This window comes from Pseudomonas sp. MS15a(2019), from assembly GCF_013277805.1.
Taxonomy (GTDB): domain Bacteria; phylum Pseudomonadota; class Gammaproteobacteria; order Pseudomonadales; family Pseudomonadaceae; genus Chryseomonas; species Chryseomonas benzopyrenica.
Map to the genome: position 1 here is coordinate 1 of NZ_VBTN01000006.1, position 25,197 is coordinate 25,197.

21 protein-coding genes, 1 rRNA gene, 1 other RNA gene and 1 pseudogene are annotated in these 25,197 nt (G+C 62.1%); 15 read left to right on the top strand and 9 right to left on the bottom strand.

Going from position 1 to position 25,197, the window contains the following annotated elements:
• Positions 1–102: 102 nt before the first annotated feature.
• A 5S ribosomal RNA gene (gene rrf / locus FEZ61_RS10125) occupies positions 103–218 on the top strand.
• Between the two features lie 495 nt (positions 219–713).
• Here rrf and uvrA read toward each other — a convergent pair.
• On the bottom strand, positions 714–3,548 hold the full coding sequence (gene uvrA / locus FEZ61_RS10130) for an excinuclease ABC subunit UvrA (RefSeq protein ID WP_026083795.1): 2,835 nt from the start codon (positions 3,546–3,548) through the stop codon (positions 714–716).
• Between the two features lie 269 nt (positions 3,549–3,817).
• Here uvrA and FEZ61_RS10135 point away from each other — a divergent pair, with 269 nt between their 5' ends.
• On the top strand, positions 3,818–5,206 hold the full coding sequence (locus FEZ61_RS10135; RefSeq protein ID WP_173148522.1) for an MFS transporter: 1,389 nt from the start codon (positions 3,818–3,820) through the stop codon (positions 5,204–5,206).
• A 25-nt stretch (positions 5,207–5,231) separates the two neighbouring features.
• Complete coding sequence (ssb, locus tag FEZ61_RS10140) at positions 5,232–5,786, top strand: single-stranded DNA-binding protein (RefSeq protein ID WP_173148524.1); 555 nt, start codon at positions 5,232–5,234, stop codon at positions 5,784–5,786.
• Positions 5,787–5,922: 136 nt separating this feature from the next.
• Here ssb and FEZ61_RS10145 read toward each other — a convergent pair whose 3' ends face one another.
• From FEZ61_RS10145 to smpB, 5 genes and pseudogenes are all read right to left on the bottom strand, one after another.
• On the bottom strand, positions 5,923–6,981 hold the full coding sequence (locus FEZ61_RS10145; protein ID WP_173148526.1) for an Abi family protein: 1,059 nt from the start codon (positions 6,979–6,981) through the stop codon (positions 5,923–5,925).
• Between the two features lie 133 nt (positions 6,982–7,114).
• Positions 7,115–8,235 (bottom strand): annotated as a pseudogene (locus tag FEZ61_RS10150) (tyrosine-type recombinase/integrase); the annotation flags it as partial.
• Positions 8,236–8,629: 394 nt separating this feature from the next.
• Entirely contained in the window at positions 8,630–8,944 is a 315-nt protein-coding gene (locus FEZ61_RS10155; protein ID WP_173148528.1) for a hypothetical protein, read from the bottom strand.
• A 112-nt stretch (positions 8,945–9,056) separates the two neighbouring features.
• Positions 9,057–9,409, bottom strand: a transfer-messenger RNA (tmRNA) gene (ssrA, locus tag FEZ61_RS10160).
• 81 nt (positions 9,410–9,490) lie between these two features.
• Positions 9,491–9,967, bottom strand: coding sequence for an SsrA-binding protein SmpB (gene smpB / locus FEZ61_RS10165; RefSeq protein WP_007162671.1), 477 nt, complete (start codon positions 9,965–9,967; stop codon positions 9,491–9,493).
• A gap of 172 nt (positions 9,968–10,139) precedes the next feature.
• Here smpB and FEZ61_RS10170 point away from each other — a divergent pair, with 172 nt between their 5' ends.
• Entirely contained in the window at positions 10,140–10,574 is a 435-nt protein-coding gene (locus FEZ61_RS10170) for a type II toxin-antitoxin system RatA family toxin (RefSeq protein ID WP_017640639.1), read from the top strand.
• Complete coding sequence (locus tag FEZ61_RS10175; protein WP_017640638.1) at positions 10,567–10,872, top strand: RnfH family protein; 306 nt, start codon at positions 10,567–10,569, stop codon at positions 10,870–10,872. The genes FEZ61_RS10170 and FEZ61_RS10175 overlap by 8 nt, the downstream gene beginning before the upstream one ends.
• Before the next feature lie 7 nt (positions 10,873–10,879).
• On the opposite strand, the gene FEZ61_RS10180 is transcribed toward FEZ61_RS10175, so the two are convergent.
• Positions 10,880–11,416 (bottom strand): outer membrane protein assembly factor BamE, encoded by a 537-nt coding sequence (locus FEZ61_RS10180; protein WP_017640637.1) that lies wholly within the window; start codon positions 11,414–11,416, stop codon positions 10,880–10,882.
• A gap of 94 nt (positions 11,417–11,510) precedes the next feature.
• Between FEZ61_RS10180 and fur the strand changes: the two genes are divergently transcribed.
• Positions 11,511–11,915: a ferric iron uptake transcriptional regulator gene (gene fur, locus FEZ61_RS10185; protein ID WP_007162667.1), complete on the top strand. Its 405-nt coding sequence runs from the start codon at positions 11,511–11,513 to the stop codon at positions 11,913–11,915.
• Between the two features lie 63 nt (positions 11,916–11,978).
• On the opposite strand, the gene recN is transcribed toward fur, so the two are convergent.
• Positions 11,979–13,646, bottom strand: coding sequence for a DNA repair protein RecN (gene recN, locus FEZ61_RS10190; RefSeq protein ID WP_173148530.1), 1,668 nt, complete (start codon positions 13,644–13,646; stop codon positions 11,979–11,981).
• A 167-nt stretch (positions 13,647–13,813) separates the two neighbouring features.
• Here recN and grpE point away from each other — a divergent pair, with 167 nt between their 5' ends.
• The 9 genes from grpE (at position 13,814) to FEZ61_RS10235 (ending at position 24,648) form a co-directional block, all read left to right on the top strand.
• Positions 13,814–14,380, top strand: coding sequence for a nucleotide exchange factor GrpE (gene grpE, locus FEZ61_RS10195; RefSeq protein WP_173148532.1), 567 nt, complete (start codon positions 13,814–13,816; stop codon positions 14,378–14,380).
• 93 nt (positions 14,381–14,473) lie between these two features.
• The gene (gene dnaK, locus FEZ61_RS10200; RefSeq protein WP_017640634.1) at positions 14,474–16,402 is read left to right on the top strand and encodes a molecular chaperone DnaK; all 1,929 of its coding nucleotides are present in this window, start codon (positions 14,474–14,476) and stop codon (positions 16,400–16,402) included.
• 113 nt (positions 16,403–16,515) lie between these two features.
• Positions 16,516–17,649, top strand: a complete 1,134-nt coding sequence (dnaJ, locus tag FEZ61_RS10205) for a molecular chaperone DnaJ (protein WP_007162663.1) — start codon at positions 16,516–16,518, stop codon at positions 17,647–17,649.
• Positions 17,650–17,704: 55 nt separating this feature from the next.
• Entirely contained in the window at positions 17,705–18,511 is an 807-nt protein-coding gene (gene dapB / locus FEZ61_RS10210; protein WP_173148572.1) for a 4-hydroxy-tetrahydrodipicolinate reductase, read from the top strand.
• A gap of 176 nt (positions 18,512–18,687) precedes the next feature.
• Positions 18,688–19,824 carry a glutamine-hydrolyzing carbamoyl-phosphate synthase small subunit gene (gene carA / locus FEZ61_RS10215; protein WP_017640632.1) on the top strand — a complete coding sequence of 379 codons (1,137 nt, stop codon included), beginning with the start codon at positions 18,688–18,690 and terminating at the stop codon, positions 19,822–19,824.
• 24 nt (positions 19,825–19,848) lie between these two features.
• Positions 19,849–20,502, top strand: a complete 654-nt coding sequence (gene leuE / locus FEZ61_RS10220; protein WP_165904698.1) for a leucine efflux protein LeuE — start codon at positions 19,849–19,851, stop codon at positions 20,500–20,502.
• Between the two features lie 21 nt (positions 20,503–20,523).
• Positions 20,524–23,745: a carbamoyl-phosphate synthase large subunit gene (gene carB / locus FEZ61_RS10225; protein ID WP_017640631.1), complete on the top strand. Its 3,222-nt coding sequence runs from the start codon at positions 20,524–20,526 to the stop codon at positions 23,743–23,745.
• Positions 23,742–24,218 (top strand): transcription elongation factor GreA, encoded by a 477-nt coding sequence (gene greA / locus FEZ61_RS10230; protein WP_017640630.1) that lies wholly within the window; start codon positions 23,742–23,744, stop codon positions 24,216–24,218. Before carB ends, greA begins: the two co-directional genes overlap by 4 nt.
• Positions 24,219–24,246: 28 nt before the next feature.
• Positions 24,247–24,648 carry a hypothetical protein gene (locus FEZ61_RS10235; RefSeq protein ID WP_231893058.1) on the top strand — a complete coding sequence of 134 codons (402 nt, stop codon included), beginning with the start codon at positions 24,247–24,249 and terminating at the stop codon, positions 24,646–24,648.
• On the opposite strand, the gene yhbY is transcribed toward FEZ61_RS10235, so the two are convergent.
• On the bottom strand, positions 24,636–24,947 hold the full coding sequence (yhbY, locus tag FEZ61_RS10240) for a ribosome assembly RNA-binding protein YhbY (RefSeq protein WP_017640628.1): 312 nt from the start codon (positions 24,945–24,947) through the stop codon (positions 24,636–24,638). The two genes, FEZ61_RS10235 and yhbY, sit on opposite strands and share 13 nt — an antisense overlap.
• Positions 24,948–25,197: the final 250 nt, after the last annotated feature.

A 25,197-nucleotide genomic window follows, 5' to 3' on the forward strand; every position in this document is an offset into this window, starting at 1 on the left:
GGCGCGTGGGTTCGCAAGACCCCAAGACGAGCTGTCTACTTCGATCACCGACCCAATTGGGCCAGCCAGGCAGCACCAACGCCTGGCCAGCCAACCGAATTGCTTGACGAACATAGAGCATTGGAACCACCTGATCCCTTCCCGAACTCAGAAGTGAAACGATGCATCGCCGATGGTAGTGTGGGGTTTCCCCATGTGAGAGTAGGTCATCGTCAAGCGCCTAACACCCAGCACCCCCGCTCAGATCATTCTGGCGGGGGTGTTGACTTTGGGGTGGGAAAAGTTTGGCCGGACGCCAAGGCGTTTGGGCCGATAGCCCTGCCAGCGGAAGCCGGGCAGTCATGCGGCTGAGGTTGCCCTCACCCTAGCCCTCTCCCGGGGGGAGAGGGGGCCAGGGGCGGTGCGGCTGAGGCTTGAGCTGTGCTTGCTGGATCAGGTGCGGCTGGAGGTCTGCAAGAGCACCGACAGCCCGGCTACGCCGGGCTGTCGTGTTTGAAGTGGCAAGGGACCGGCGTAGGTTGGTGCTGAGCGCAGCGAAGCCCAACATCTAGCCTCACCTCCCTAAAGTTCACCTAAGCTTTCCTTTCCAAAGCTCGTGCGCACGCCCAGCGTTCGCCTTTTGGGCTTCGCTGCGCTCAGCCCAACCTACAAAGACAGAGCAACAAAAAGCCCGGCATGTGCCGGGCTTTTTGCGTTCTGGTCGATACTCGGGACTACTCCCGATCACGTTCCAGCAAGGGCTTGAGGAAGTGGCCGGTATAGGACTTCTTGTTGGCCGCAACCTCCTCGGGTGTACCCGTCGCGATGATCTGGCCGCCTTTGGAACCGCCTTCCGGGCCCAGGTCCACCAGCCAGTCAGCGGTCTTGATGACATCGAGGTTGTGCTCGATCACCACCACGGTATTGCCGTGATCCCGCAGGCGATGCAATACGTCCAACAGCTGCTGGATATCGGCGAAGTGCAGACCGGTAGTGGGCTCGTCAAGAATATAGAGTGTCTTGCCGGTATCACGCTTGGACAACTCCCGCGCCAGCTTCACACGCTGGGCCTCGCCGCCTGACAGGGTCGTAGCGCTCTGGCCGAGACGGATATAGGACAGACCCACATCCATCAGTGTCTGCAGCTTGCGCGCCAGGGCTGGGATGGATTCGAAGAAGGCATGGGCCTCTTCGATGGTCATGTCCAGTACCTCGGTGATGGTCTTGCCCTTGTACTTCACTTCCAGGGTCTCGCGGTTGTATCTCTTGCCCTTGCAGACGTCGCAGGCGACATAGACGTCCGGCAGGAAGTGCATCTCCACCTTGATGACGCCATCGCCCTGGCAGGCCTCGCAGCGGCCGCCTTTGACGTTGAAGGAGAAGCGCCCCGGGGTGTAGCCGCGGGAGCGGGATTCCGGGACGCCGGAGAACAGCTCGCGGATGGGGGTGAAGAGTCCAGTATATGTGGCCGGGTTGGAGCGCGGCGTCCGACCGATAGGGCTCTGATCGATGTCGACCACCTTGTCCAGGTGCTGCATACCGTCGAAGCTGTCGTGGGCCGCGACCTCCAGGGTCGTCGCACCATTGAGCGCCGTGGCGGTTAGGGGGAACAGGGTGTTGTTGATCAGCGTCGACTTGCCGGAGCCCGATACCCCGGTCACGCAGGTCAGCAGGCCAACGGGAATCTCCAAGTTGACGTTCTGCAGATTGTTGCCGCGGGCACCCTTGAGCTTCAGCAGCTTCTTCTTGTCTCGCGGGGTACGCTTGGCAGGCACCACGATCTTCTTGCGGCCCGACAGGTACTGACCGGTCACCGAGTCGGGGTGCTGCATGACCTGGTCCGGGGTTCCTTCTGCGATGATCTGACCACCATGGATGCCAGCGCCCGGACCTATGTCGATGACATAGTCCGCCAGGCGGATGGCGTCCTCGTCGTGCTCGACGACGATGACCGTATTGCCCAGGTCGCGCAGGTGAGTCAGGGTGCCTAGTAGGCGCTCGTTGTCGCGCTGGTGCAGGCCGATGGAGGGCTCGTCGAGAATGTACATGACGCCCACCAAGCCCGCGCCGATCTGGCTGGCCAGGCGGATACGCTGGGCTTCACCGCCGGACAGGGTATCGGCACTACGATCCAGGGTCAGGTAGTCCAGACCGACGTTGACCAGGAACTGCAGACGCTCGCGGATTTCCTTGAGGATCTTGTCGGCGATCTGTTGCCGCTGGCCCTTGAGGGCTAAATCCTGGAAGTACTGGGTGGCATCGCCCACTGGCAGGCGGGTGACCGCCGGCAGGGTCTTGTCGCCGACCCAGACATGCCGAGCTTCGCGCCGCAGGCGGGTGCCATTGCAGTCGGGGCAATGCTGGGTACTGAGGTACTTGGCCAGCTCTTCGCGCACGCTCTGGGATTCGGTCTCGCGATAACGCCGCTCCAGATTCGGCAGGATGCCTTCGAACGGATGGGCACGCTTGACGATGTCACCACGATCATTGAGGTAGCGGAAGTTGACGCTCTCGCGACCGGAGCCGCTGAGGACCGCCTTGCGATGCTTGTCTTCGAGACTCTTGAAGGGGGCGTCCAGACTGAAGCCATAGTGACTCGCCAGCGAACCGAGCATCTGGAAATAATAGACATTGCGCCGGTCCCATCCGCGAATGGCGCCCTCACTGAGGCTCAGCTCCTCGTTGACCACTCGCCGCGCATCGAAGAATTGCTTCACGCCCAGGCCGTCGCAGGTTGGGCAGGCCCCGGCGGGGTTGTTGAAGGAAAACAGCTTGGGTTCCAGCTCACCGATGGAAAAGCCGCAGATCGGACAGGCGAAGCGCGCGGAAAAGACGATCTCCTCGCCCTTTTCACCTTCCATGGGCGCGATGATGGCGATGTCGTCGGCCAGCTTCAGGGCCGTTTCGAAGGACTCTGCCAGGCGCTGCTGGAGGTCTTCGCGCACCTTGAAGCGATCCACTACCACCTCGATGGTGTGCTTCTTCTGCTTGTCGAGCTTGGGCAGTTCGTCCATCTCGTGCAGGCGGCCATTGACGCGGACGCGGACGAAGCCCTGGGCGCGCAATTCCTCGAACACCGAGAGATGTTCGCCCTTGCGCTCGCGCACGATGGGGGCGAGCAGCATCAGTCGCTCACCTTCCGGCATGGCCAGGACCTGATCGACCATCTGGCTGACGGTCTGGGCTTCCAGGGGCACGTCATGCTCCGGGCAGCGGGGCGTACCGACGCGGGCATAGAGCAGGCGCAGATAATCGTAGATCTCGGTGATGGTGCCCACGGTGGAGCGTGGATTGTGCGAGGTGGACTTCTGCTCGATGGAGATCGCCGGCGACAGGCCTTCGATGGTGTCCACGTCGGGCTTTTCCATCATCGACAGGAATTGCCGGGCATAGGCCGACAGGGATTCCACGTAGCGGCGCTGGCCTTCGGCATAGAGGGTGTCGAAGGCCAGCGAGGATTTGCCGGAGCCGGACAGCCCAGTGATGACGATGAGCTTGTCCCGGGGAAGGGTAAGGTCGATGTTCTTCAGATTATGGGTGCGGGCCCCACGGATGAGGATTTTATCCACGTAGACTTCTGCCTCGTTTTGGCGACGCTTCAATAGAAAAGAGGTCTCTTCCCAGGCTGCGGCTATCTGCCGCGCCTGTGAGAGAGGGGGTAAGGCTGGTAAAATTAGTGGCCCGACAGCGGTGATCGGGCGTTCGTGATCCTGGCGGTCGGGAACGTTCGGACGAGCGCTCGGCTATCTTCACCGCTTCCTCCCTAAATGGTCATTGTCACGACTGTTTTAAAGCTGTGTGGCGACGTAAAAGCCTGTCGCCGACGAGAGGATTATCAATGCTCGACAAGCGCAGTGAAGCCATGAACGGCGTCGAACGCCGTGCCGCCTTTGGGCTGGCTCTGGTCTTCGCCTTTCGTATGCTCGGTATGTTCATGGTGCTCCCGGTCCTGGCGACCTATGGTCAGGAGTTGGCGGATGCCACCCCGGCGCTGATTGGCCTGGCCATAGGTGCCTATGGTTTGACCCAGGCGGTCCTGCAAATTCCCCTGGGGACGCTGTCCGATCGCATCGGCCGGCGCCCCATCATCATTGGTGGACTGCTGGTGTTCGCCCTTGGTGCCGCCATCGCTGCCAATGCCCACTCCATCTGGGGCGTCATCGCCGGACGTATCGTGCAGGGTGGCGGCGCCATTTCGGCCGCCATCATGGCGCTGTTGTCGGACCAAACCCGCGAGCAGCACCGTACCAAGGCCATGGCCACGATCGGCATGAGTATCGGGGTGTCCTTTGCCGTGGCAATGGTGGCTGGCCCCCTGCTGACCCGTGCCTATGGTCTTGCAGGGCTGTTCTGGGCCACCTGCGGACTGGCGCTGGTCGGTTTGCTGATCGTGCTGTTCCTGGTCCCGCACCAGGCCTCGCCCTTCGCCCACCGGGAGTCGAACCTGGCGCGTCAGGCGCTGGGCGCGACCCTGCGCAATCGCGATCTGTTGCGGCTGGACTTCGGCATCCTCGCGCTACACGCTGTGCTGATGGCCAGTTTCGTCGTCCTGCCGCTGGCCCTGGCCGACCATGCCGGCCTGCCCAAGGAAGAACACTGGTGGGTGTACCTTACGGCGCTGGTGGTCGGCTTTTTCGCCATGGTTCCCTTCATCATCTATGGTGAAAAGAAGCGGCGCATGAAGCGTGTGCTGGTAGGCGCCATCAGTGTGCTGGTGCTGTGCGAGCTGTACTTCTTTTTCTTCAGCAACAGCCTGGTGGCACTGGTCATCGGCATCGTAGTGTTCTTTACCGCCTTCAACCTGCTGGAAGCCTCGCTACCGTCGCTGGTGAGCAAGGTGGCCCCGGCCGGTGGCAAGGGCACCGCCATGGGGATCTATTCCACCAGTCAGTTCCTTGGTTCCGCTTTGGGCGGTATCCTCGGTGGCTGGCTGTTCCAGCATGGTGGCCTCTCCACCGTCTTCCTGGGTTGTGCGGCGCTTTGCCTGGGATGGGCGGTGGTAGCTGGTACGATGCGGGAACCGCCCTATGTCACCAGTCTGCGTTTGCCGGTTACGCCCGCGCTAGTCAACGACCAGGGATTGGTCGGACGCCTGTTGGCCCTGGCCGGAGTGACCGATGCGGTAGTGGTGGCGGAAGAACAGGCCGTCTACATCAAGATCGATACTAAAATCGTCGATCGGGCGCAATTGGAGCGACTGGTTAGCCAAACGCCAGTCGCCGCTTGATCGACAGCCCTATCAGGAGATTCATATGGCCCGTGGCGTCAATAAAGTCATCCTCGTCGGCAACGCCGGCGCCGATCCCGAAACCCGTTACATGCCCAATGGCAATGCGGTGACCAATGTCACCCTGGCCACTAGCGAGAGCTGGAAGGACAAGCAGACCGGCCAGCAGCAGGATCGTACCGAGTGGCACAGGGTGGTGTTCTTCGGTCGCCTCGCCGAGATCGCCGGCGAGTACATCCGCAAGGGCTCCCAGGTCTATGTCGAGGGCACTCTGCGTACCCGCAAGTGGCAGGGGCAGGACGGTCAGGATCGCTACACCACCGAAATCGTGGTCGATATCAATGGCAACATGCAGTTGCTGGGTGGTCGCGGTGGCAATGCCGGTGGCAACGATGAATACAACCAGAGCGCGCCGGCGCCCCAGCAACAGCGTGCTCCCCGTCCGCAGCAGTCGGCCCCGCAGTACGACAATGGTGGTAATGGCGGCAACGGCAACAGCCGTCCCCAGCAGCAGCCCAAGCCGCAACAGCAGCCGGCTCAGCAGGACTACGACAGCTTCGATGACGACATTCCCTTCTAAGGGGCTCGTCGATCGGGCAAAGAAAAAGGGCAGCCAATGGCTGCCCTTTCTTTTTGGTGGAGGCGGGGGGATTTGAACCCCCGTCTAGGTCGCATCTGGCGAGGCCTTCACCTCGGAAGCTGGCATAAAGCTGTCATTAGTAACGGCGATGGCTTTTTTCAATAATGCCAACGGCTGTTTGAGGTTCCTGTTCAGATAGGATCAGCGCGTATCTAACACGTTTTTTGAAAAACTGAGGCAGTATTTTGATGCTCTCAGTTTCTCCCAGGACGTCGAAGTCCTCAGTGAGGCCTAGAGAGCTTATAAGGTTTTCAATGCTGTGGTCGTTAAGATCTATCATGCCTGATTCTAGATTTAACAGGACGTATTTACTTATGTCGGCGTGAGTAAATATTGCGAGCGCGGCCCCTTTATCGTCTAAGCAAGCGAAAAAGTATTCAGGCCGACTAGCCAAGCTTAGGATCGTTTCTTCCTTACTTACAATTGCAAAGCTTTTGTCAACTTGATTATTCAGGAAAGGTCCAGGGCCCGATCCCGGGTTAGGCTTTGTGCGCATCATTTGGTTGAAGGTGCTATGAGCTTTTACCCAGTCACTGGAGTCTTGCGAGCGTGCTGCAATGATGTTCAGTACTTTTGTGTGTATGACGCTGGTATTTATATCCAGTATCGGCTCGTGATGCGCAATCCGGTTTCTAAGCTTGTTGATCTCCATGATTTCAGGTTTAAAAGCAGCTCTTGTAAATGTCCTCTGTGGGAAGAGTATATGGATGCTAGTCTGCCAGATAGTTCGATCATAATCTGATCTGAACAAGTTCGACCAAAAGTCTAGGCTCAGTTCGGCTATTAGCTCGGACTTACTTGGGACTCTGTATTTAAATCTGTGTCGAGCCTTGGCAAGCGATATGTTGCTCTCGTGAGTGAGCGTATCTATGAAGCTTTGGTCAAGATGCCAGTCATAAGAAAATTTAGTCGAAAGCGCTTCGTCGATTCCGTTCCTTAATATCACTTCTAAAATATGAAGAGGGAAAAGTAGTGATTTCGCTATTCGTGCATTGTATAGGTATAATTGTATTGCATACTCTGGCCTGTGCCCTGAGCGAGTTAGATAAGCTCCAAAGCGTTCACTAGAGAGATTTCTCTCAAGCTCAGATATCGTCGCTGGTGGATAGGGGTAGAGCGCTTGACTGTCGGCCATTAGGGTGTATAGTTCCTTTACTAGCAGCTGATAGGCCCCTCTGACCTAGGTCAAGCGCTCCAGCACTAGAATCTAGATCCCCGGGACTGGCGCAAGCCTCTCCCGGGGTTTCGCTTTTTGGGGTCTGAACATTCTACCCTTGGATGCTGGCAATCGTCTCCGCTTGGTCGTAACCCCAGAGCCGTTCTGCTTTATCACCGGCCTGCACGTTCGCTGCAGGCATCCAGCGACCATAGATGCGCGCGATCATCGTCCAGTCCTTGTGCCCCATCTGCTGGGCAACCCACATCGGATGCTCGCCGGCCGAGAGCATCATCGAGGCATACGTGTGACGGGTCTGGTAGGGCCGCCGGTACCGGACACCCGTTTTTTTCAGGACGTGCGCCCACATCGTTTTCCTGATCGGCTGATCGGCTGATCGCCTGCCCAGCGCTCCAGCGTGCGTGGGTTCTGGAACACCTCGGCGTCCGCCAGGAACGTGAATGCCTTCTGCGCCTTCAGCGCTTCCATGGCTGGCGCCAGCAGCTTGATCGAGCGGCGGCCCGAGGTGGTCTTCGTCACCTCCGCCTCTCCGCCGGCGGCCTGGGTCATCGCCTTGCTCACCCTGATCTCGCCGCGTAGCCAGTCGACGTCGCCCCAGTCCAGCGCCACCAGTTCGCTGGTGCGCATGCCGGTCCACAGGGCGAACTGGATCAGATTGCGGGCCTGGCCTGTAGCCGAGGCCAAGATGGCGCGCTGCTCCTCGGGAGTGAACGGGTCCACGTCATCCTCTCGGGCTGGCGCCTCCTTCCGAGCATAGGTCCAGCCGGCCAGTGGGTTCAGCTCCAAGATTTCCTCATCGACGGCATCATTCAGTGCCGAGCGCAGGCAGCTCTGGATGTTACTCAGGGTCTTATTGCCGACCTCAAGGGTGTCCAGCCAGTCCTTGAGGGCCTTCCGCTTGAAGTCGACCACCATCACTTCGCCGAACTGCGGCACCAGGCGCATGGTGATGATCTTCCGGTAGCCTTCGAAGGTGCTGCTGGCGACGTGCTTCCGCTTCGCCTCCAGCCACCCAGTCAGAAAGCCGGCCATGGTCTTCCGGCTGCTCTCCGGCGCGAACTGCAAGGCCCTGGCCGATCCCGGGAACGTCACGGCGTAGTCGAAGGCGTCGCGGGCGATCGCATCCAGGATCGCCGCGCGGTGCTGCTAGGCGCGTTTTAGGTGGTTAGCGGTAAGCTTGAGCGCGACCCGTTCACGACACCTAACACCGCGCTGGCGGGGTACGCTGCCCGGCCCGCTTCCGAACCGAAGCCGCGCGTGGTGCGCGTAGAGGTGCCAGTCCAGATACCGTGCCGGGTGAAGGAGCCGGCGGAGGGGCTGCGCAAGAAGGACAGCCTAGAGGTGAAAGTGCGGGCATTGCTGGAGGAGCGCCGGCAGCGGATCGGCTACGAGCAGGCCCTAGTGGCGACGGTTGTTACCTGTCAGTAGCTGCTGCCAGTGCTAGTGTGCCACCGGATAGTTGTGAAAGCAGAGGGCGAAGCATGGGAAGCTCGCCTCCTAAGTCCATGGCCTCAGAGCAGGATAAATGCCGAAGACCTCTTGGTCCTCATAGCTACCAGGAGGTCCTGACCTTTGTTGAGGCGCCCAATGCGAGGCTTCCTTTACGTCAAGATGTACGTTGACGCCGCACTCGACCGTTAGGAAATTGAACGACTTTTTCCGAGCCTTCGACTACATCTAGCTTGGCCAGGTTGTGCAGCCTCACGTCTGCAACCAGCGTGACTCCACTCGGAGTGTCTATCACCTTATCCCAACCTTTCGACGTCGCCTCGGTGCGAAACCATTCCCTGACCTTTTTGGTGCAGTTGATCTGGCTATCGCCGGTAGCGGCGCTATACAGGCCGACCATTTTTTTAGACGTGCAAGCGTCAGTCGGCTTGTTGGGTGAGCAATTCTTTGGATCGGGGAAGACATAGCGCATAAAGCCTCCTGAGGGCTGTCATTAAGCTGCCATTACCGAGCCAAAGCGGCCCATTTTGAGCCAAAAAAAGGGGTTGGCCTTGCGGCTAACCCCTTGATTTGTAACGCTTGTTTGGTGGAGGCGGGGGGATTTGAACCCCCGTCCGCCAGCTCTCCGCTATCGGTTCTACATGCTTAGCCCTGTCTACTGAGTTAACCCATTGCGGCCCGACGGGCAGGGTGCTTTGGGCGAGCTGTATAAGTTTTAGCCGTTACGTCTACAGCGAACTTGGCGGCGATCCTGTTCTATCTGACAGTCGTTTCGGGTTTACAGGCATCCCCTAGCGACTGCTAGCCGCGTTAAGCAGCTAGAGCGTAGTTGTCGTCGTTGGCAACTATAAGTTTGCAGCAGCGAATTTACGAGTTCTGCTACCAGCTCGGCATGCCCCTCAAGTTTCGTTACCGGCGTCGAATCCTAATCGCCCCCAAAACTTGCTGGTCGTTCACTATAGGAATTCCGGCCGTCCGACGCAAGTCATTGCTGACGAAACGTTTTTCGGCCGCTTGGCTATTTGGCGTCCTTGCGGATGGCCCTTTGGATCTCGCGGTCGGAATCGCGCTCGCGCTCGGTGGCGCGCTTGTCGAACTCCTTCTTGCCCTTGGCCAGTGCGATCTCGCACTTGACCAGGTGCTTCTTCCAGTAGAGCGACAGGGCGACGCAGGCGTAGCCCTTCTGCTGCACCGCGCCAAACAGCTTGCCCAGCTCGCGCTTGTTGAGCAGCAACTTGCGGGTCCGGGTCGGATCAGCGATGACGTGCGTACTGGCGGTCTGCAGCGGGGTGATGTGGCTGCCCAGCAGCCAGGCTTCACCGTCCTTGAGCAGCACATAGCTGTCGGTCAGCTGTGCCTTGCCGGCTCTCAGGCTCTTGACCTCCCAACCTGCCAGGGAAACACCTGCTTCAAAGCGGGTGTCGACGAAGTATTCGTGTAGCGCCTTTTTGTTCTGCGCGATGCTGCCGGGGGAAACTTTCTTTTGCTTGGCCATGATTCCAGGGTACAGCGAGTCGGGGGAAATGTCGCCACGCGCTTGAGCGGGTATGAGCAAACACGGACAATACCGCGGTTCTGGACTGCGGCAGGCTGATGCGGGAGTAAATTGCGTGCGCCGCCCTCAAATTCAAGGTCCGACACCGAATTCGCTATTCTACGAGGTTCCGATGAGCACGCACATCCAACGTTCGGCGTTGCTGCCCTATCCTGCTTCGGCGCTCTATGCGCTGGTCAATGACGTGGACCGTTATCCGGAGTTCCTACCCTGGTGCTCGTCCGCCCAGATCCTGGAGCAGGACGAAGGCCTGATGCGCGCCGGTCTCACCGTAGCCAAGGGTGGCCTGAGCCAGCAGTTCACGACCCGCAATACCCTGGTGCCGGACGAATCCATCACCATGGATCTGGAAAAAGGTCCCTTCAAGCAGCTGCATGGCGTCTGGTCCTTCAAGGCGCTGGGGGACAAGGCCTGCAAGATCTCGCTGGATCTGTCCTTCGAATACGACAGCGCTATCGTGCGCGCGACCCTGGGGCCGCTGTTCAATCAGGCGGCCAATACCATGGTGGATGCCTTCTGCCAGCGTGCTCGAGCCCTCTATGGCTGAGTGCTTCGCCATCGAAGTAGCGCTGGCATTACCACAACGGCAATGGCTGTTGAGTCTGCAAGTGGAGGAGGGTGCCACTGTCGAGCAGGCGGTGCTGGCGTCGGGGTTGCTGGAACAGCTGCCACCCGAGCAGCGCGAGGGCTATCGGGTCGGTATCTTTGGCAAGCTGATCGTCAAGCCGGATGCGCGAAGGCTGGGAGAGGGGGACCGCGTGGAGATCTATCGCCCGTTGCTCGCGGATCCAAAGGAAAGTCGCAAGCGACGTGCGGAAGAGGCCAGGTTGAAGGCTGGCCTCTAGCTAGGGATCACTGGCCGTCGGTACGAATGCGTTCGGGAGTCGGTACGGCGGCTGGCCGCGCGCTGTCGATTTCCTTCTGGATGCTGTCTTCGGTCGAACCGGGCACGGCTGGCGTTTCCGGCGCTGCTGCAGGGGCAGTGGGTTGCGCTGGCGCAGTGGGATCCACGGTAGTGCCGCTATCGGTACCCATGATCTGCTGTTCACGGCTGGTACCGGGCATGAAATCGCCAGCCAGACCACTCAGCTGGTTTTCGCCATTGAACACCAGGCTGACACGCTCCTGTTTCCGCTGACCGCCGGCGGCCTGCAGGCTGTACAGATAGTCCCAGCGATTTGGATGGAAGGTGTCCTGGATCAGCGGCGAACCCATGATAAACCGGACTTGTTGTCGGGTCATTCCGGGGCGCAACTGGTCTATCATGTCCTGGGTGACGACGTTGCCCTGCTGGATGTCGATCTTGTAAACCCCCGGCAGAGAGCAGCCGGCGAGCATGGCTAGGCCCATCAGAGAGAGCCCGGTCAGCGTTTGCTTGAGGTTTTGCATCGGTGGGAGACTTCCACTATCTTGCTGGGCAACGAAGCACCGATCATACCCGTATTCCCGAGGGCTGCGAAAGCACTCGGCACCGAGAAAGAGCATGGTAGAGAACAACGAACTCCGCAAAGCGGGTCTGAAAGTGACCCTGCCGCGCGTCAAGATATTGCAGATGCTGGATACCACCGAACAGCGCCACATGAGCGCTGAAGACGTTTACAAGGCGCTGATGGAAGCGGGCGAGGACGTGGGGCTGGCAACGGTCTATCGGGTTCTCACCCAGTTCGAAGCGGCCGGTCTGGTGGTGCGCCACAATTTCGATGGCGGTCATGCCGTATTCGAGCTGGCCGACACCGGCCATCACGATCACATGGTGGATGTGGATACCGGCGAAGTCATCGAGTTCACCGATGCCTCGATCGAAAAGCGTCAACGCGAGATCGTCGAAGAACATGGTTTCGAGCTGGTCGATCACAATCTGGTGCTGTACATCCGTCAGCGCAAGTGAAGATCCAGACAAGAAAAAGGCGACTCAGAGGTCGCCTTTTTCTTGTCTGTTGGTAGCCTGCTTCTAGCGGCTGACCACCAGTTTGCGGGCATGGGCGAGGGATTCGCGGGTCAGGTCGACTCCGCCCAGCATGCGCGCCACCTCTTCCACGCGCCGTGCGCGGTCCAGCTTGGCCACCGCCGTGCGCGTCTCGTCGGTGCCGCGCTCCTTGTGCACGAACAGGTGCTGATGGCCCTGGGCCGCCACCTGGGGCAGGTGGGTCACCGTCAGCACCTGGCCGCGCTCGCCCAGCTGCCGCAGCAGTTGGCCGACCACCTCGGCGGTCGGACCACCGATACCTACGTCTACCTCGTCGAATACCAGCGTGGGCGTGCGTGAGGTTTGGGCGGTGATGACCTGGATGGCCAGGCTGATCCGTGACAGCTCGCCACCGGAGGCAACCTTGGCCAGCGGGCGCAGGGGTTGGCCCGGATTGGCGCTGACGCGGAATTCGACGCCTTCGTTGCCCAGCGGTTGGGGCTCACCGGTGCTGCCTGGCGTGAGGGTAATGCTGAAGCGGCCCCCCGGCATCCCCAGGCGCTGCATCTCAGTCTCGACCGCGGCAGCGAGCTCCGGCGCCCGCTGCTCGCGCAAACGACTCAGTTCGCCGGCCTTCTCTTGGTAGTGGCGCTCGAAGGCCGCCAGTTCTTCCTGCAGACGCTCCAGGGCGACGTCGTCGGCGTCCAAGGATTGCAGTTCGTTGCGCAGTTGTTCGTGCAGCTCCAGCAGAGCTTCGGGCTGGACCCGATGCTTGCGGGCCAGGCTGTAGACGCTGTCGAGGCGCTCCTGGACGGCCTGCTGGCGCTCCGGGTCGGCTTCGAAGTGATCGACGAAGCGATTGAGTTCGTTCATCGCCTCCTCGATCTGGATCTGGGCCGAGGCGAGCAGGTTGCTGGCTTCCTGGATCTGCGCCGGCGGGCGGTCAAAGGCGGTCAGGCGTGCCACGCTGGCATTGAGTGCCGACAGGGCGTTGCCCTGCTCGTTTTCGGTACAGAGGTCCACGGCCTGGCGGCAGGCCAGCAGGATGTGCTCGGCACTCGCCAGATCGCTCTGCTCCTGTTCGAGCGCCTGCAACTCGCCTTCGGCCAGGGCGAGGTTGTCGAGTTCTTCGAGTTGATAGCTGAGCAGCTGATGACGGGCGCGTTGCTCGTCGCCATTGCGGGTAAGACGCTCCAGGGTCTGGCGCACCTGGCGCCAGCGTTGGGCGGCGAGCTGCACCTGACGGACCAGTTCGCCTGCGCCGGCGTACTCGTCCAGCAGGCGGCGATGGGTGTCGAGGCCGAGCAGCGACTGGTGCTCGTGCTGGTTGTGAATGTCGATCAGCAGGCCGCCGAGGGTCTTGAGATCAGCCAGCGGGCAGGGCGAGCCATTGATATAGCCACGCGAGCGTCCCTCGCGGGTGATGACGCGGCGCAGCAGGCAGGGACCGTCCTGTTCCAGGTCGCGCTCGGCAAGCCATTGACGCGCCTCGGGGATATCGGTGGTATCGAAGCTGGCCAGCACATCGGCCTTGTCGGCGCCGGGTCTGACCGCGTCGCTGTCGGCGCGATCGCCCAGGGTGAGGCCGAGGGCGTCGAGCATGATGGACTTGCCGGCGCCGGTTTCGCCGGTGATCACGGTCATGCCGCGCTCGAGGTCGAGGTCGAGGTGTTCGACGATGGCGTAGTTGCGGACGGACAGATGCACCAGCATGCGACGATCTCCGAAAGCGATTTTCTGGTTGTTTATACAGTGCCGCTTGGGCACTGGCAATCCATACAGCTCTTGAAGCGCCGGCCGGTGGCCCCATATAGGCGCCATCGATCAAGGCGTCGTCCATTAGAGGGCGCGCCCACCGGCAATATCACAGGAGGACTCCCATGGCCGACGAACAGAACTCCCAAAACCCCGAGCACGAGGCCGCGGCCCAGGGTGAAGTCCAGCACGAGGACGTCGCCGCCCGCATCGCCACGCTCGAAGAGCAGCTCGCCGCGGCCCAGGATCAGTCGCTGCGCAGCGTCGCCGAGCTGCAGAACGTGCGTCGTCGCGCTGAGCAGGACGTGGAGAAGGCGCACAAATTCGCGCTGGAGAAATTCGCTGGCGATCTGTTGCCCGTGCTCGACAGCCTGGAGCGTGGCCTGGAACTGTCCAACGCCACCGACGAAACCTTGAAGCCCATGCGTGAAGGCATGGAGCTGACCCTGAAGATGCTGCAGGACACCCTCAAGCGCTATCAGGTCGAGGCCGTCGATCCCCACGGCGCGCCCTTCAATCCCGAACACCACCAGGCCATGGCCATGGAGGAGAGCGCCACCGCCGAGCCGGGCAGCGTACTCAAGGTGTTTCAAAAGGGCTATCTGCTCAATGGTCGCCTGCTGCGGCCGGCGATGGTGGTAGTCAGCAAGGCCCCTGCAGCGCAGCAGCCGAGCATTGACGAAAAGGCTTGAAATTCTTTCGCTCGGCCCCATCTGGTAGGCAAGCGAACATCAAAGGCCCCCTGAGCGGGCCGCGCGGAATCTGAGATTTCTGGAGAAGACTACATGGGCAAGATCATCGGTATCGACCTGGGGACGACCAACTCCTGCGTCGCGATCCTCGAAAACGGCAACGTCAAGGTATTGGAAAACGCCGAGGGCACCCGCACCACGCCGTCCATCATCGCCTACACCAACGATGGCGAGACCCTGGTTGGCCAGCCGGCCAAGCGCCAGGCGGTGACCAATCCGCAGAACACCCTGTACGCGGTCAAGCGCCTGATCGGTCGGCGCTATGAAGAAAACGTCGTGCAGAAAGACATCGAGATGGTCCCCTACAAGATCGTCAAGGCCGACAACGGTGACGCCTGGGTCGAGGCCAAGGGCCAGAAGATGGCGCCGCCGCAGGTGTCTGCCGAAGTCCTGAAGAAGATGAAGAAGACCGCCGAGGACTACCTGGGCGAGGCCGTGACCGAAGCGGTCATCACCGTACCGGCCTACTTCAACGACAGCCAGCGCCAGGCCACCAAGGATGCCGGTCGCATCGCTGGTCTGGACGTCAAGCGCATCATCAACGAGCCCACCGCGGCGGCTCTGGCCTATGGCCTGGACAAGGCCAAGGGCGACCACACCGTGATCGTCTATGACCTGGGCGGCGGCACCTTCGACGTGTCGGTCATCGAGATCGCCGAGGTCGATGGTGAGCATCAGTTCGAGGTGCTGGCCACCAATGGCGACACCTTCCTGGGTGGCGAAGACTTCGACATCCGCCTGATCGACTACCTCGTCGAGGAATTCAAGAAAGAAAGCGGCATGAACCTCAAGGGTGACCCGCTGGCCATGCAGCGCCTGAAGGAAGCTGCCGAGAAGGCCAAGATCGAGTTGTCCTCGGCTACCCAGACCGACGTCAACCTGCCGTACATCACCGCCGATGCCAGCGGTCCCAAGCACCTGAACGTCAAGGTCTCCCGCGCCAAGCTGGAGTCCCTGGTGGAAGAGCTGGTCGAGCGCACCATCGAGCCGTGCCGCACTGCCCTGAAGGACTCCGGTCTGGACGTCTCCGACATCCACGAGGTCATCTTGGTGGGTGGTCAGACCCGCATGCCGCTGGTGCAGAAGCGTGTGGCCGACTTCTTCGGCAAGGAAGCGCGCAAGGACGTCAACCCGGACGAGGCCGTCGCCATTGGTGCGGCCATCCAGGGCGCCGTGCTGGCCGGTGACGTCAAGGACGTGCTGCTGCTGGACGTGACTCCGCTGACCCTGGGCATCGAGACCATGGGTGGCGTGATGACCGCGCTGATCGAGAAGAACACCACCATCCCGACCAAGAAGTCGCAGGTGTTCTCCACTGCCGACGACAACCAGGGCGCCGTGACCATCCACGTGCTGCAGGGCGAGCGCAAGCAGGCCGCGCAGAACAAGTCGCTGGGCAAGTTCGACCTGGCCGAGATCCCGCCGGCGCCCCGTGGCGTGCCGCAGATCGAGGTGACCTTCGACATCGACGCCAACGGTATCCTCAACGTGTCCGCCAAGGACAAGGCCACCGGCAAGCAGCAGTCCATCGTCATCAAGGCGTCCTCCGGTCTGTCCGAGGACGAGATTCAGCAGATGGTGCGTGACGCCGAGGCCAATGCCGACGAGGATCGCAAGTTCGAAGAGCTGGCCGCGGCCCGCAACCAGGGTGATGCCCTGGTGCACGGCACCCGCAAGATGCTGACCGAGGCAGGCGACAAGGCCACGGCCGAAGAGAAGAGCACCATCGAGAAGGCCATTGGCGAGCTGGAAGTCGCCGTGCGCGGTGACGACAAGGACGCCATCGAAGCCAAGATGAATGCCCTGTCCCAGGCCTCCGCGCCGCTGGCCCAGAAGCTCTACTCCGAGCAGGGCGCTGCCGCGGGTGCCGAAGGCGCCTCGGCCAAGGCGGACGGTGAGGCCAAGAAGCCCGGCGACGACGTGGTCGATGCCGAGTTCGAGGAAGTGAAGGACAACAAGTAAGCCCCGTGCTTACCGCACCTGACGGGCTTCGTGCCCGTCGGATCCGCTACGCGGGAGCCTGCTCCCGCGTTGGCGTGTCTGGAGGGTGAGAAAATTTAAGGTGCAGAAAGTCTATGGCCAAACGTGATTACTATGAGGTGCTCGGGGTCGAGCGCGGCGCTAGCGAAGCCGAGCTTAAGAAGGCCTACCGACGCCTGGCGATGAAATACCACCCGGATCGCAATCCGGGGGACGCGGCTGCCGAGGAGCAGTTCAAGGAGGCCGCCGAGGCCTACGAAGTGCTGTCCGATGCGGGCAAGCGCTCGGCCTACGACCAGTACGGCCATGCTGGCGTCGATCCGAGCATGGGCGGCGGCGGTTTCGGTGGTGCGGCCGGTGGCGCGAGCTTCTCCGACATCTTCGGCGACGTCTTTAGTGACTTCTTCGGCGGTCGCGGTGGCGCCGGTGGGCGTGGCGGTCCGCAGCGCGGCGCCGATCTGCGCTACACCCTGGACCTGGATCTGGAAGAGGCGGTGCGCGGGACCACGGTCACCATTCGCGTGCCCACCCTGGTCGAGTGCAAGGTCTGCGACGGCAATGGCGCCAAGCCAGGTACCTCGGCGTCCACCTGCCCCACCTGCGGCGGTATTGGCCAGGTGCGCATGCAGCAGGGCTTCTTCTCGGTGCAGCAGACCTGCCCGCGCTGCCACGGCAGCGGCAAGATCATTCCCGAGCCCTGCAACGCCTGTCATGGTCAGGGACGCGTGGAAGAGCAGAAGACCCTGTCGGTCAAGGTGCCGGCGGGCGTCGACACCGGCGACCGCATCCGCCTGACCGGCGAAGGCGAGGCCGGGACCCTGGGTGGCCCCAGCGGCGACCTCTACGTGGTGGTCAATGTGCGCGAGCACTCGATCTTCCAGCGCGACGGCAAGCATCTCTATTGCGAGGTGCCGATCAACTTCACCGATGCCGCCCTGGGTGGCGAGCTGGAAGTGCCGACCCTGGATGGCCGGGTCAAGCTGAAGATCCCCGAGGGCACCCAGACCGGCAAGATGTTCCGCCTGCGTGGCAAGGGCGTGACGCCCGTGCGTGGCGGTGGCGCCGGCGACCTGATGTGCAAGGTGGTGGTGGAAACCCCGGTCAACCTGAGCCGGCGGCAGCGCGAGCTGCTCGAGGAATTCCGCAACACCCTGCAGAGCGACAGCTCCCATTCGCCCCGGGCCAGTGGCTGGTTCGACGGCATGAAGCGCTTCTTCGACGACCTCTAAACAGGCAGGGGCGCCGTCGTGAGGCGGCACCCCGGCCAGCAGCCTGGAGCTGATGATGCGACGTATAGCTGTAATGGGCGCCGCGGGGCGCATGGGCAAGACCCTGATCGAAGCGGTCCAGCAGACCCAGGGCGCTGCCGGCCTGACTGCCGCGGTGGATCGTCCGGAAAGCAGCCTGGTGGGCGCCGACGCGGGCGAGCTCGCCGGCATCGGCCGTAACGGAGTGATGCTGTCGGGTGACCTGGCGCGAGTGCTGGATGATTTCGATGTCGTCATCGACTTCACCCATCCCAACGTAACCCTGCAGAATCTGGCGCTCTGCCGCAAGGCCAGGAAGGCCATGGTGATCGGCACCACCGGCTTCACCGCCGAGCAGAAGCTGACCCTGCTGGAAGCCAGCAAGGAAATCCCCATCGTCTTCGCCGCCAACTTCAGCGTCGGCGTCAATCTCTGCCTCAAGCTGCTGGACACCGCCGCCCGCGTGCTGGGTGACGAGGTCGATATCGAGATCATCGAGGCGCACCACAGGCACAAGGTCGATGCACCCTCGGGCACCGCGCTGCGCATGGGCGAGGTCGTCGCCCAGGCACTGGGTCGCGATCTGGAAGAGGTGGCCGTCTATGGCCGCGAAGGCCAGACCGGCGCCCGTGATCGCCAGACCATCGGCTTCGCCACCGTCCGCGCTGGCGACGTGGTGGGCGATCACACGGTGCTGTTCGCCAGCGAAGGCGAGCGGGTCGAGATCACCCACAAGGCCTCCAGCCGCATGACCTTCGCCAAGGGCGCCGTGCGCGCAGCCCTCTGGCTCAAGGACAAACAGCCGGCGCTATATGACATGCAGGACGTGTTGGAGTTGCGCTGACCCGCTCGTGGGGGTGCAAGTCGTGATCATTTCGTGTACAATGCAGCTTTAGTGTATCCACTAAAAGCTAGCGCAGAATGAAATCACAACATTAAAACGGGATGACTCTTCGAGATGTCATCCCGTTTTTTTGCACCCTGCGTTTGCCCGCCAAGGCTTGATTTTCGGAGGTCTTCTTGACTAAGCCAGCCATACTCGCACTTGCCGATGGCAGCATCTTTCGCGGTGAATCCATCGGTGCCGACGGCCACACGGTCGGCGAAGTGGTGTTCAACACCGCCATGACCGGCTACCAGGAAATCCTGACCGATCCTTCCTATGCGAAGCAGATCGTCACCCTGACCTATCCGCACATCGGCAACACCGGCACCACGCCGCAGGATGGCGAGGCCGCCCAGGTCTGGGCCGCCGGGCTGATCATCCGTGATCTGCCGCTGCTGGCCAGCAACTGGCGCAACAAGCAATCGCTGCCGGACTATCTCAAGGAAAACGGCACCATCGCCATCGCCGGCATCGACACCCGTCGCCTGACCCGCATCCTCCGCGAGAAGGGCGCTCAGGACGGCTGCATCCTCACTGGCGAAGACGCTACCGAAGAGCGCGCCCTGGAACTGGCTCGCGCCTTCCCTGGCCTCAAGGGCATGGACCTGGCCAAGGAAGTCAGCGTCAAGGAGCGCTACGAGTGGCGCTCCAGCGTCTGGTCGCTGGAAACCGACAGTCACGCCGAGATCCCGGCCGAGCAACTGCCCTACCACGTGGTGGCCTTCGACTACGGCGTCAAGCTGAACATCCTGCGCATGCTGGTGGCTCGCGGCTGCCGCATCACCGTGCTGCCGGCCCAGACCCCGGCCAGCGAAGCCCTGGCGCTGCAACCCGACGGCATCTTCCTGGCTAACGGCCCGGGCGATCCCGAGCCCTGCGACTACGCCATCAAGGCGATCCAGGACGTTCTGGAAACCGAGATCCCGGTGTTCGGCATCTGCCTGGGCCACCAGCTGCTGGCCCTGGCTTCCGGCGCCAAGACGGTGAAGATGCCCAACGGTCACCACGGCGCCAACCATCCGGTGCAGGATCTCGACAGCGGCGTGGTGATGATCACCAGCCAGAACCACGGCTTCGCCGTGGACGAGGCCAGTCTGCCGGCCAATGTGCGTGCCACCCACAAGTCGCTGTTCGACGGCACCCTGCAGGGCATCGAGCGTACCGACAAGGTCGCCTTCAGCTTCCAGGGTCACCCCGAGGCGAGCCCTGGTCCGCACGACGTGGCACCGCTGTTCGACAAGTTCATCCAGGCCATGGCCGCGCGCCGCTAAGACGAGAGGAGGGTAAGGCTCATGCTGGCGAATCTGGGTGTCATCGACTTCTGGACCTATGTGGTCGGGACCCTGTTCGTCATCCTGTTGCCTGGCCCCAATTCCTTCTTCGTGCTTGCTACCAGCGCCCAGCGCGGCATCCGCAGCGGTTACCAGGCGGCCTCGGCCGTGTTCCTGGGTGATGCCGTGCTGATGTTGCTCTCGGCCCTGGGCGTCGCCTCGCTGCTCAAGGCCGAGCCGCTGTTCTTCCAGATCCTCAAATACCTGGGCGCGGCCTACCTGTTCTACCTTGGCTGGGGCATGTTGCGCGGCGGACTAAAGTCCTGGCGCAGTCCGGCCCAGGGCCAGGCCGAGGCGACCCTGCGCGAAGACGTCCACCAGCCGTTCCGCAAGGCGCTGCTGCTGAGTCTGTCGAATCCGAAGGCGATCCTGTTCTTCGTCTCCTTCTTCATCCAGTTCGTGGACCCCGGTTACGCCCATCCGGCGCTGTCCTTCCTGGTGCTGGGCGCGGTACTGGAAGCGATCAGCTTCTGCTACCTGTCGTTCCTGATTTTTTGCGGCGTTCGCCTGGCGGCCTGGTTCCGTCAGCGGCGTCGCCTCAGCGCGGGCGCCACCGGTGGCGTCGGCGCCCTGTTCGTGGGGTTCGGTGTGAAGTTGGCCACCGCGACCCTGACCTGATTACCTGCATTCGAGAAGCCCATGCCTAAGCGTACAGACATCAAGAGCATCCTGATCCTCGGGGCCGGCCCCATCGTCATCGGCCAGGCCTGCGAGTTCGACTATTCCGGCGCCCAGGCCTGCAAGGCCCTGCGCGAGGAAGGCTTCCGCGTCATCCTGGTGAACTCCAATCCGGCCACCATCATGACCGACCCCTCCATGGCCGATGCCACCTACATCGAGCCGATCAAGTGGGCGACGGTGGCCAAGATCATCGAGAAGGAGCGTCCCGACGCTCTGCTGCCGACCATGGGTGGCCAGACCGCGCTGAACTGCGCCCTGGATCTGGAGCGTCATGGCGTGCTGGAGAAGTTCGGCGTCGAGATGATCGGTGCCAACGCCGACACCATCGACAAGGCCGAGGATCGCTCGCGCTTCGACAAGGCCATGAAGGACATCGGCCTGGCCTGCCCGGTCTCGGGCATCGCCCACAGCATGGAAGAAGCCTACGGCGTGCTGGAGAAGGTCGGCTTCCCCTGCATCATCCGGCCGAGCTTCACCATGGGCGGCACCGGTGGCGGCATCGCCTACAACCGCGAAGAGTTCGAGGAGATCTGCAACCGCGGTCTGGACCTGTCGCCGACCAACGAGCTGCTGATCGACGAATCCCTGATCGGCTGGAAGGAATACGAGATGGAGGTGGTCCGCGACAAGAAGGACAACTGCATCATCGTCTGCTCCATCGAGAACTTCGATCCCATGGGCGTGCACACCGGTGACTCCATCACCGTGGCCCCGGCCCAGACCCTGACCGACAAGGAATACCAGATCCTGCGCAATGCCTCCCTGGCGGTGCTGCGCGAGATCGGCGTCGAGACTGGCGGCTCCAACGTCCAGTTCGGCATCTGCCCCGACACCGGGCGCATGGTGGTGATCGAGATGAACCCGCGGGTATCGCGTTCCTCGGCGCTGGCCTCCAAGGCCACCGGCTTCCCCATCGCCAAGATCGCCGCCAAACTGGCGGTGGGCTACACCCTGGACGAGCTGCAGAACGACATCACCGGCGGGCGTACCCCGGCGTCCTTCGAACCGGCCATCGACTACGTGGTCACCAAGATCCCGCGTTTCGCCTTCGAGAAATTCCCCAAGGCCGATGCCCGTCTGACCACCCAGATGAAATCCGTGGGCGAGGTCATGTCCATCGGCCGTACCTTCCAGGAATCCCTGCAGAAAGCCCTGCGCGGTCTGGAAGTCGGCGTGGTCGGCTTCGATCCCAAGCTGGATCCGGCCGATCCCGAGGCCGACAGCACCCTCAAGCGCGAGCTGACCGTGCCCGGCGCTGATCGCATCTGGTTCATCGGCGATGCCTTCCGTCAGGGCTATAGCCTGGACAAGGTCTTCGAGCTGACCCGTATCGATCCCTGGTTCCTGGTGCAGATCGAAGACCTGATCAAGGACGAGGAGCGCATCAAGACCCTGGGTCTGGCCGATCTCGACTACGACCTGATGCGCAAGCTCAAGCGCAAGGGCTTCTCCGATGCGCGCCTGGCCAAGCTGCTCGGCGTCACCGAGAAGAACCTGCGGGCCCATCGCCACAAGCTCAAGGTGCTGCCGGTGTACAAGCGGGTGGACACCTGTGCCGCCGAATTCGCCACCGACACCGCCTACCTCTATTCCACCTACGAGGAAGAGTGCGAGGCCAAGCCCAGCGGTCGCGACAAGATCATGATCCTGGGCGGCGGTCCCAACCGCATCGGCCAGGGCATCGAGTTCGACTACTGCTGCGTGCACGCGGCCCTGGCCATGCGTGAAGACGGCTACGAGACCATCATGGTCAACTGCAACCCGGAAACCGTCTCCACCGACTACGACACCTCCGACCGCCTGTTCTTCGAACCGGTGACCCTGGAGGACGTGCTGGAGATCGTTCGCGTCGAGCAGCCCAAGGGCGTCATCGTCCAGTACGGCGGCCAGACCCCGCTCAAGCTCTGCCGGGCCCTGGAAGAGGCCGGCGTGCCCATCATCGGCACCAGCCCCGACGCCATCGATCGCGCCGAAGACCGCGAGCGCTTCCAGCAGATGGTCCAGCGCCTGAATCTGCGGCAGCCGGCCAACGCCACCGCGCGCAGCGAAGACGAGGCCCTGGCCCTGTCCAAGAACATCGGCTACCCGATGGTGGTGCGCCCCTCCTACGTGCTGGGCGGCCGGGCGATGGAGATCGTCTACCAGGAAGAAGAACTCAAGCGCTACATGCGCGAAGCGGTGAAGGTGTCCAACGACAGCCCCGTGCTGCTCGACCACTTCCTCAACTGCGCCATCGAGGTGGACGTGGATGCGGTGTGCGACGGCAAGACCGTGGTGATCGGCGCCATCATGCAGCACATCGAACAGGCCGGCGTGCACTCCGGCGACTCCGCCTGCTCGCTGCCGCCCTATTCGCTGCCCAAGCACATCCAGGACGAGATCCGCGAGCAGGTCAAGAAGATGGCCCTGGAACTCGGCGTGGTCGGTCTGATGAACGTGCAGATGGCCGTGCAGGGCGAAGACATCTACGTCATCGAGGTCAACCCGCGCGCCTCCCGTACCGTGCCCTTCGTCTCCAAGTGCATCGGTGAATCCCTGGCCAAGGTGGCCGCCCGGGTCATGGCCGGTAAGACCCTGGCCGAGGTGGGCTTCACCCAGGAGATCATCCCGCCCTTCTTCAGCGTCAAGGAAGCGGTGTTCCCCTTCAACAAGTTCCCCGGTGTCGACCCCATCCTCGGCCCGGAGATGAAGTCCACTGGCGAGGTGATGGGGGTCGGCGACAGCTTCGGCGAAGCCTTCGCCAAGGCTCAGTTGGGTGCCAACGAGATCCTGCCGAATTCCGGTTGCGCCTTCATCAGCGTGCGTGACGACGACAAGCCCGAAGCCGTGCAGGTCGCCCGCGATCTGGTCGGCCTCGGCTTCGAGGTCGTGGCCACCGCCGGTACCGCACGGGTGATCGAGGCGGCCGGTCTGCCGGTGCGTCGCGTGAACAAGGTCACCGAGGGTCGCCCCCATGTGGTCGACATGATCAAGAACGACGAAGTCACCCTGATCATCAACACCACCGAAGGCCGGCAGTCCATCGCCGATTCCTATTCGATCCGCCGCAACGCCCTGCAGCACAAGCTCTGCTGCACCACCACCATTGCCGGCGGCCAGGCCATTTGCGAAGCTTTGAAATTCGGCGCCGAAAAGACCGTGCGCCGGCTGCAAGATCTGCATGCAGGAGTGAAGGCATGACCAAGTACCCGATGACCGTCCAGGGCGCTCGCGCCCTGGAAGAGGAGCTCAAGCACCTCAAGACCGAACTACGCCCGCAGATCACTCAGGCCATCGCCGAGGCGCGCGAGCTGGGCGATCTCAAGGAGAACGCCGAATACCACGCTGCTCGCGAACAGCAGGGCATGGTCGAGGCCCGTATCCGCGACATCGAAGGCCGCCTGCAGAATGCTCAGGTGATCGACGTGGCCGCCCTGCCGCACACCGGCAAGGTGATCTTCGGCACCACGGTGGAGATCGCCAACACCGAAACCGACGAGACGGTGACCTACCAGATCGTCGGTGACGACGAGGCGGACATCAAGCAGAGCAAGCTGTCGGTGGGTTCGCCCATCGCCCGTGCCCTGATCGGCAAGGAAGAAGGCGACGTGGTGCTGGTGAAGACCCCGGGCGGCAATGTCGAATACGAAATTGTCGCCGTCCGTCATCTCTGATCCTCGCACCGGCGGCTGGCTCGCCAGGTTGCTTGCCGCAGCCTGGCAGCTGGCCCAGGTGTTCTGGGTCGGCCCGCTGGTCGCCCTGCACCTGTGCATCCCCGTGGCGCTCGCCCAGGCGGGCTGGGCGCCCCTGCTGATCCAGTCCGGGCGCGAAGAATTGCTGCGCATGATGCTCAGCGCCGCAGGCGGTGGGGTCTTTACCCAGATCGTGGTGCTGGTGTGGTGGGCGGGTGTGAGTGCCTTGTGGCGTGACCTGCGTGGCCAGCTGCTGCTGGCCAGCGCACTCGCCGTGCTGCTGCAGAACGAACTGGCGCGCTTCTGGGCCGGGCCGACCGCTCTGGCCGGCTACCTGGTCCTGCTGCTCTGCGGTCTGATCCTGGTGCTGCAGCCCGTTCCCGGGCGCGCGCCGGGCAATCAGACGGTATAGCGCACCACATTGGACAGGTTGCGGTTCTGCTCGCGAGCCTTGCGATAGATCAGCGCCATCTTGCCGATCACCTGCACCAGCTCGGCCTTGCTCGACGCGCACAGCTCATCGATCAGGGCGCGACGGTCTTCGCGCTCGGTGACGGCCAGCTTGATCTTGATCAGTTCATGATCGTTCAGTGCGCGGTCGAGCTCGCCCAGCACGCCTTCGCTCAGGCCGTTCTCGCTGATGGTGACCACCGGCTTGAGTTGATGACCGATCGCCTTGAACCGCTTTTTAAGCTCGTTGTTGAGCGCCATAATTCACCCCAGATAAAAGCCGAACAGTTTATCCCAGCTGCCCGGTGCCGCCCAGCGATACGCGACAACTTGCCATTAGCCCGGTGGAACCTGCCTCGTCCGCTCAAGGAGCACCTCGACAGGCGCGGCGTCGAGTCAGCCTGAAAGGATGGCGATGCTGAAGATTCCGAAGGCCGAGAGAACGCCGGCAGGATGCCGACGTTGACCCTCCGCTTGGCAAGCTATCAAGTGCTTGCCAAGAGACCTTGTT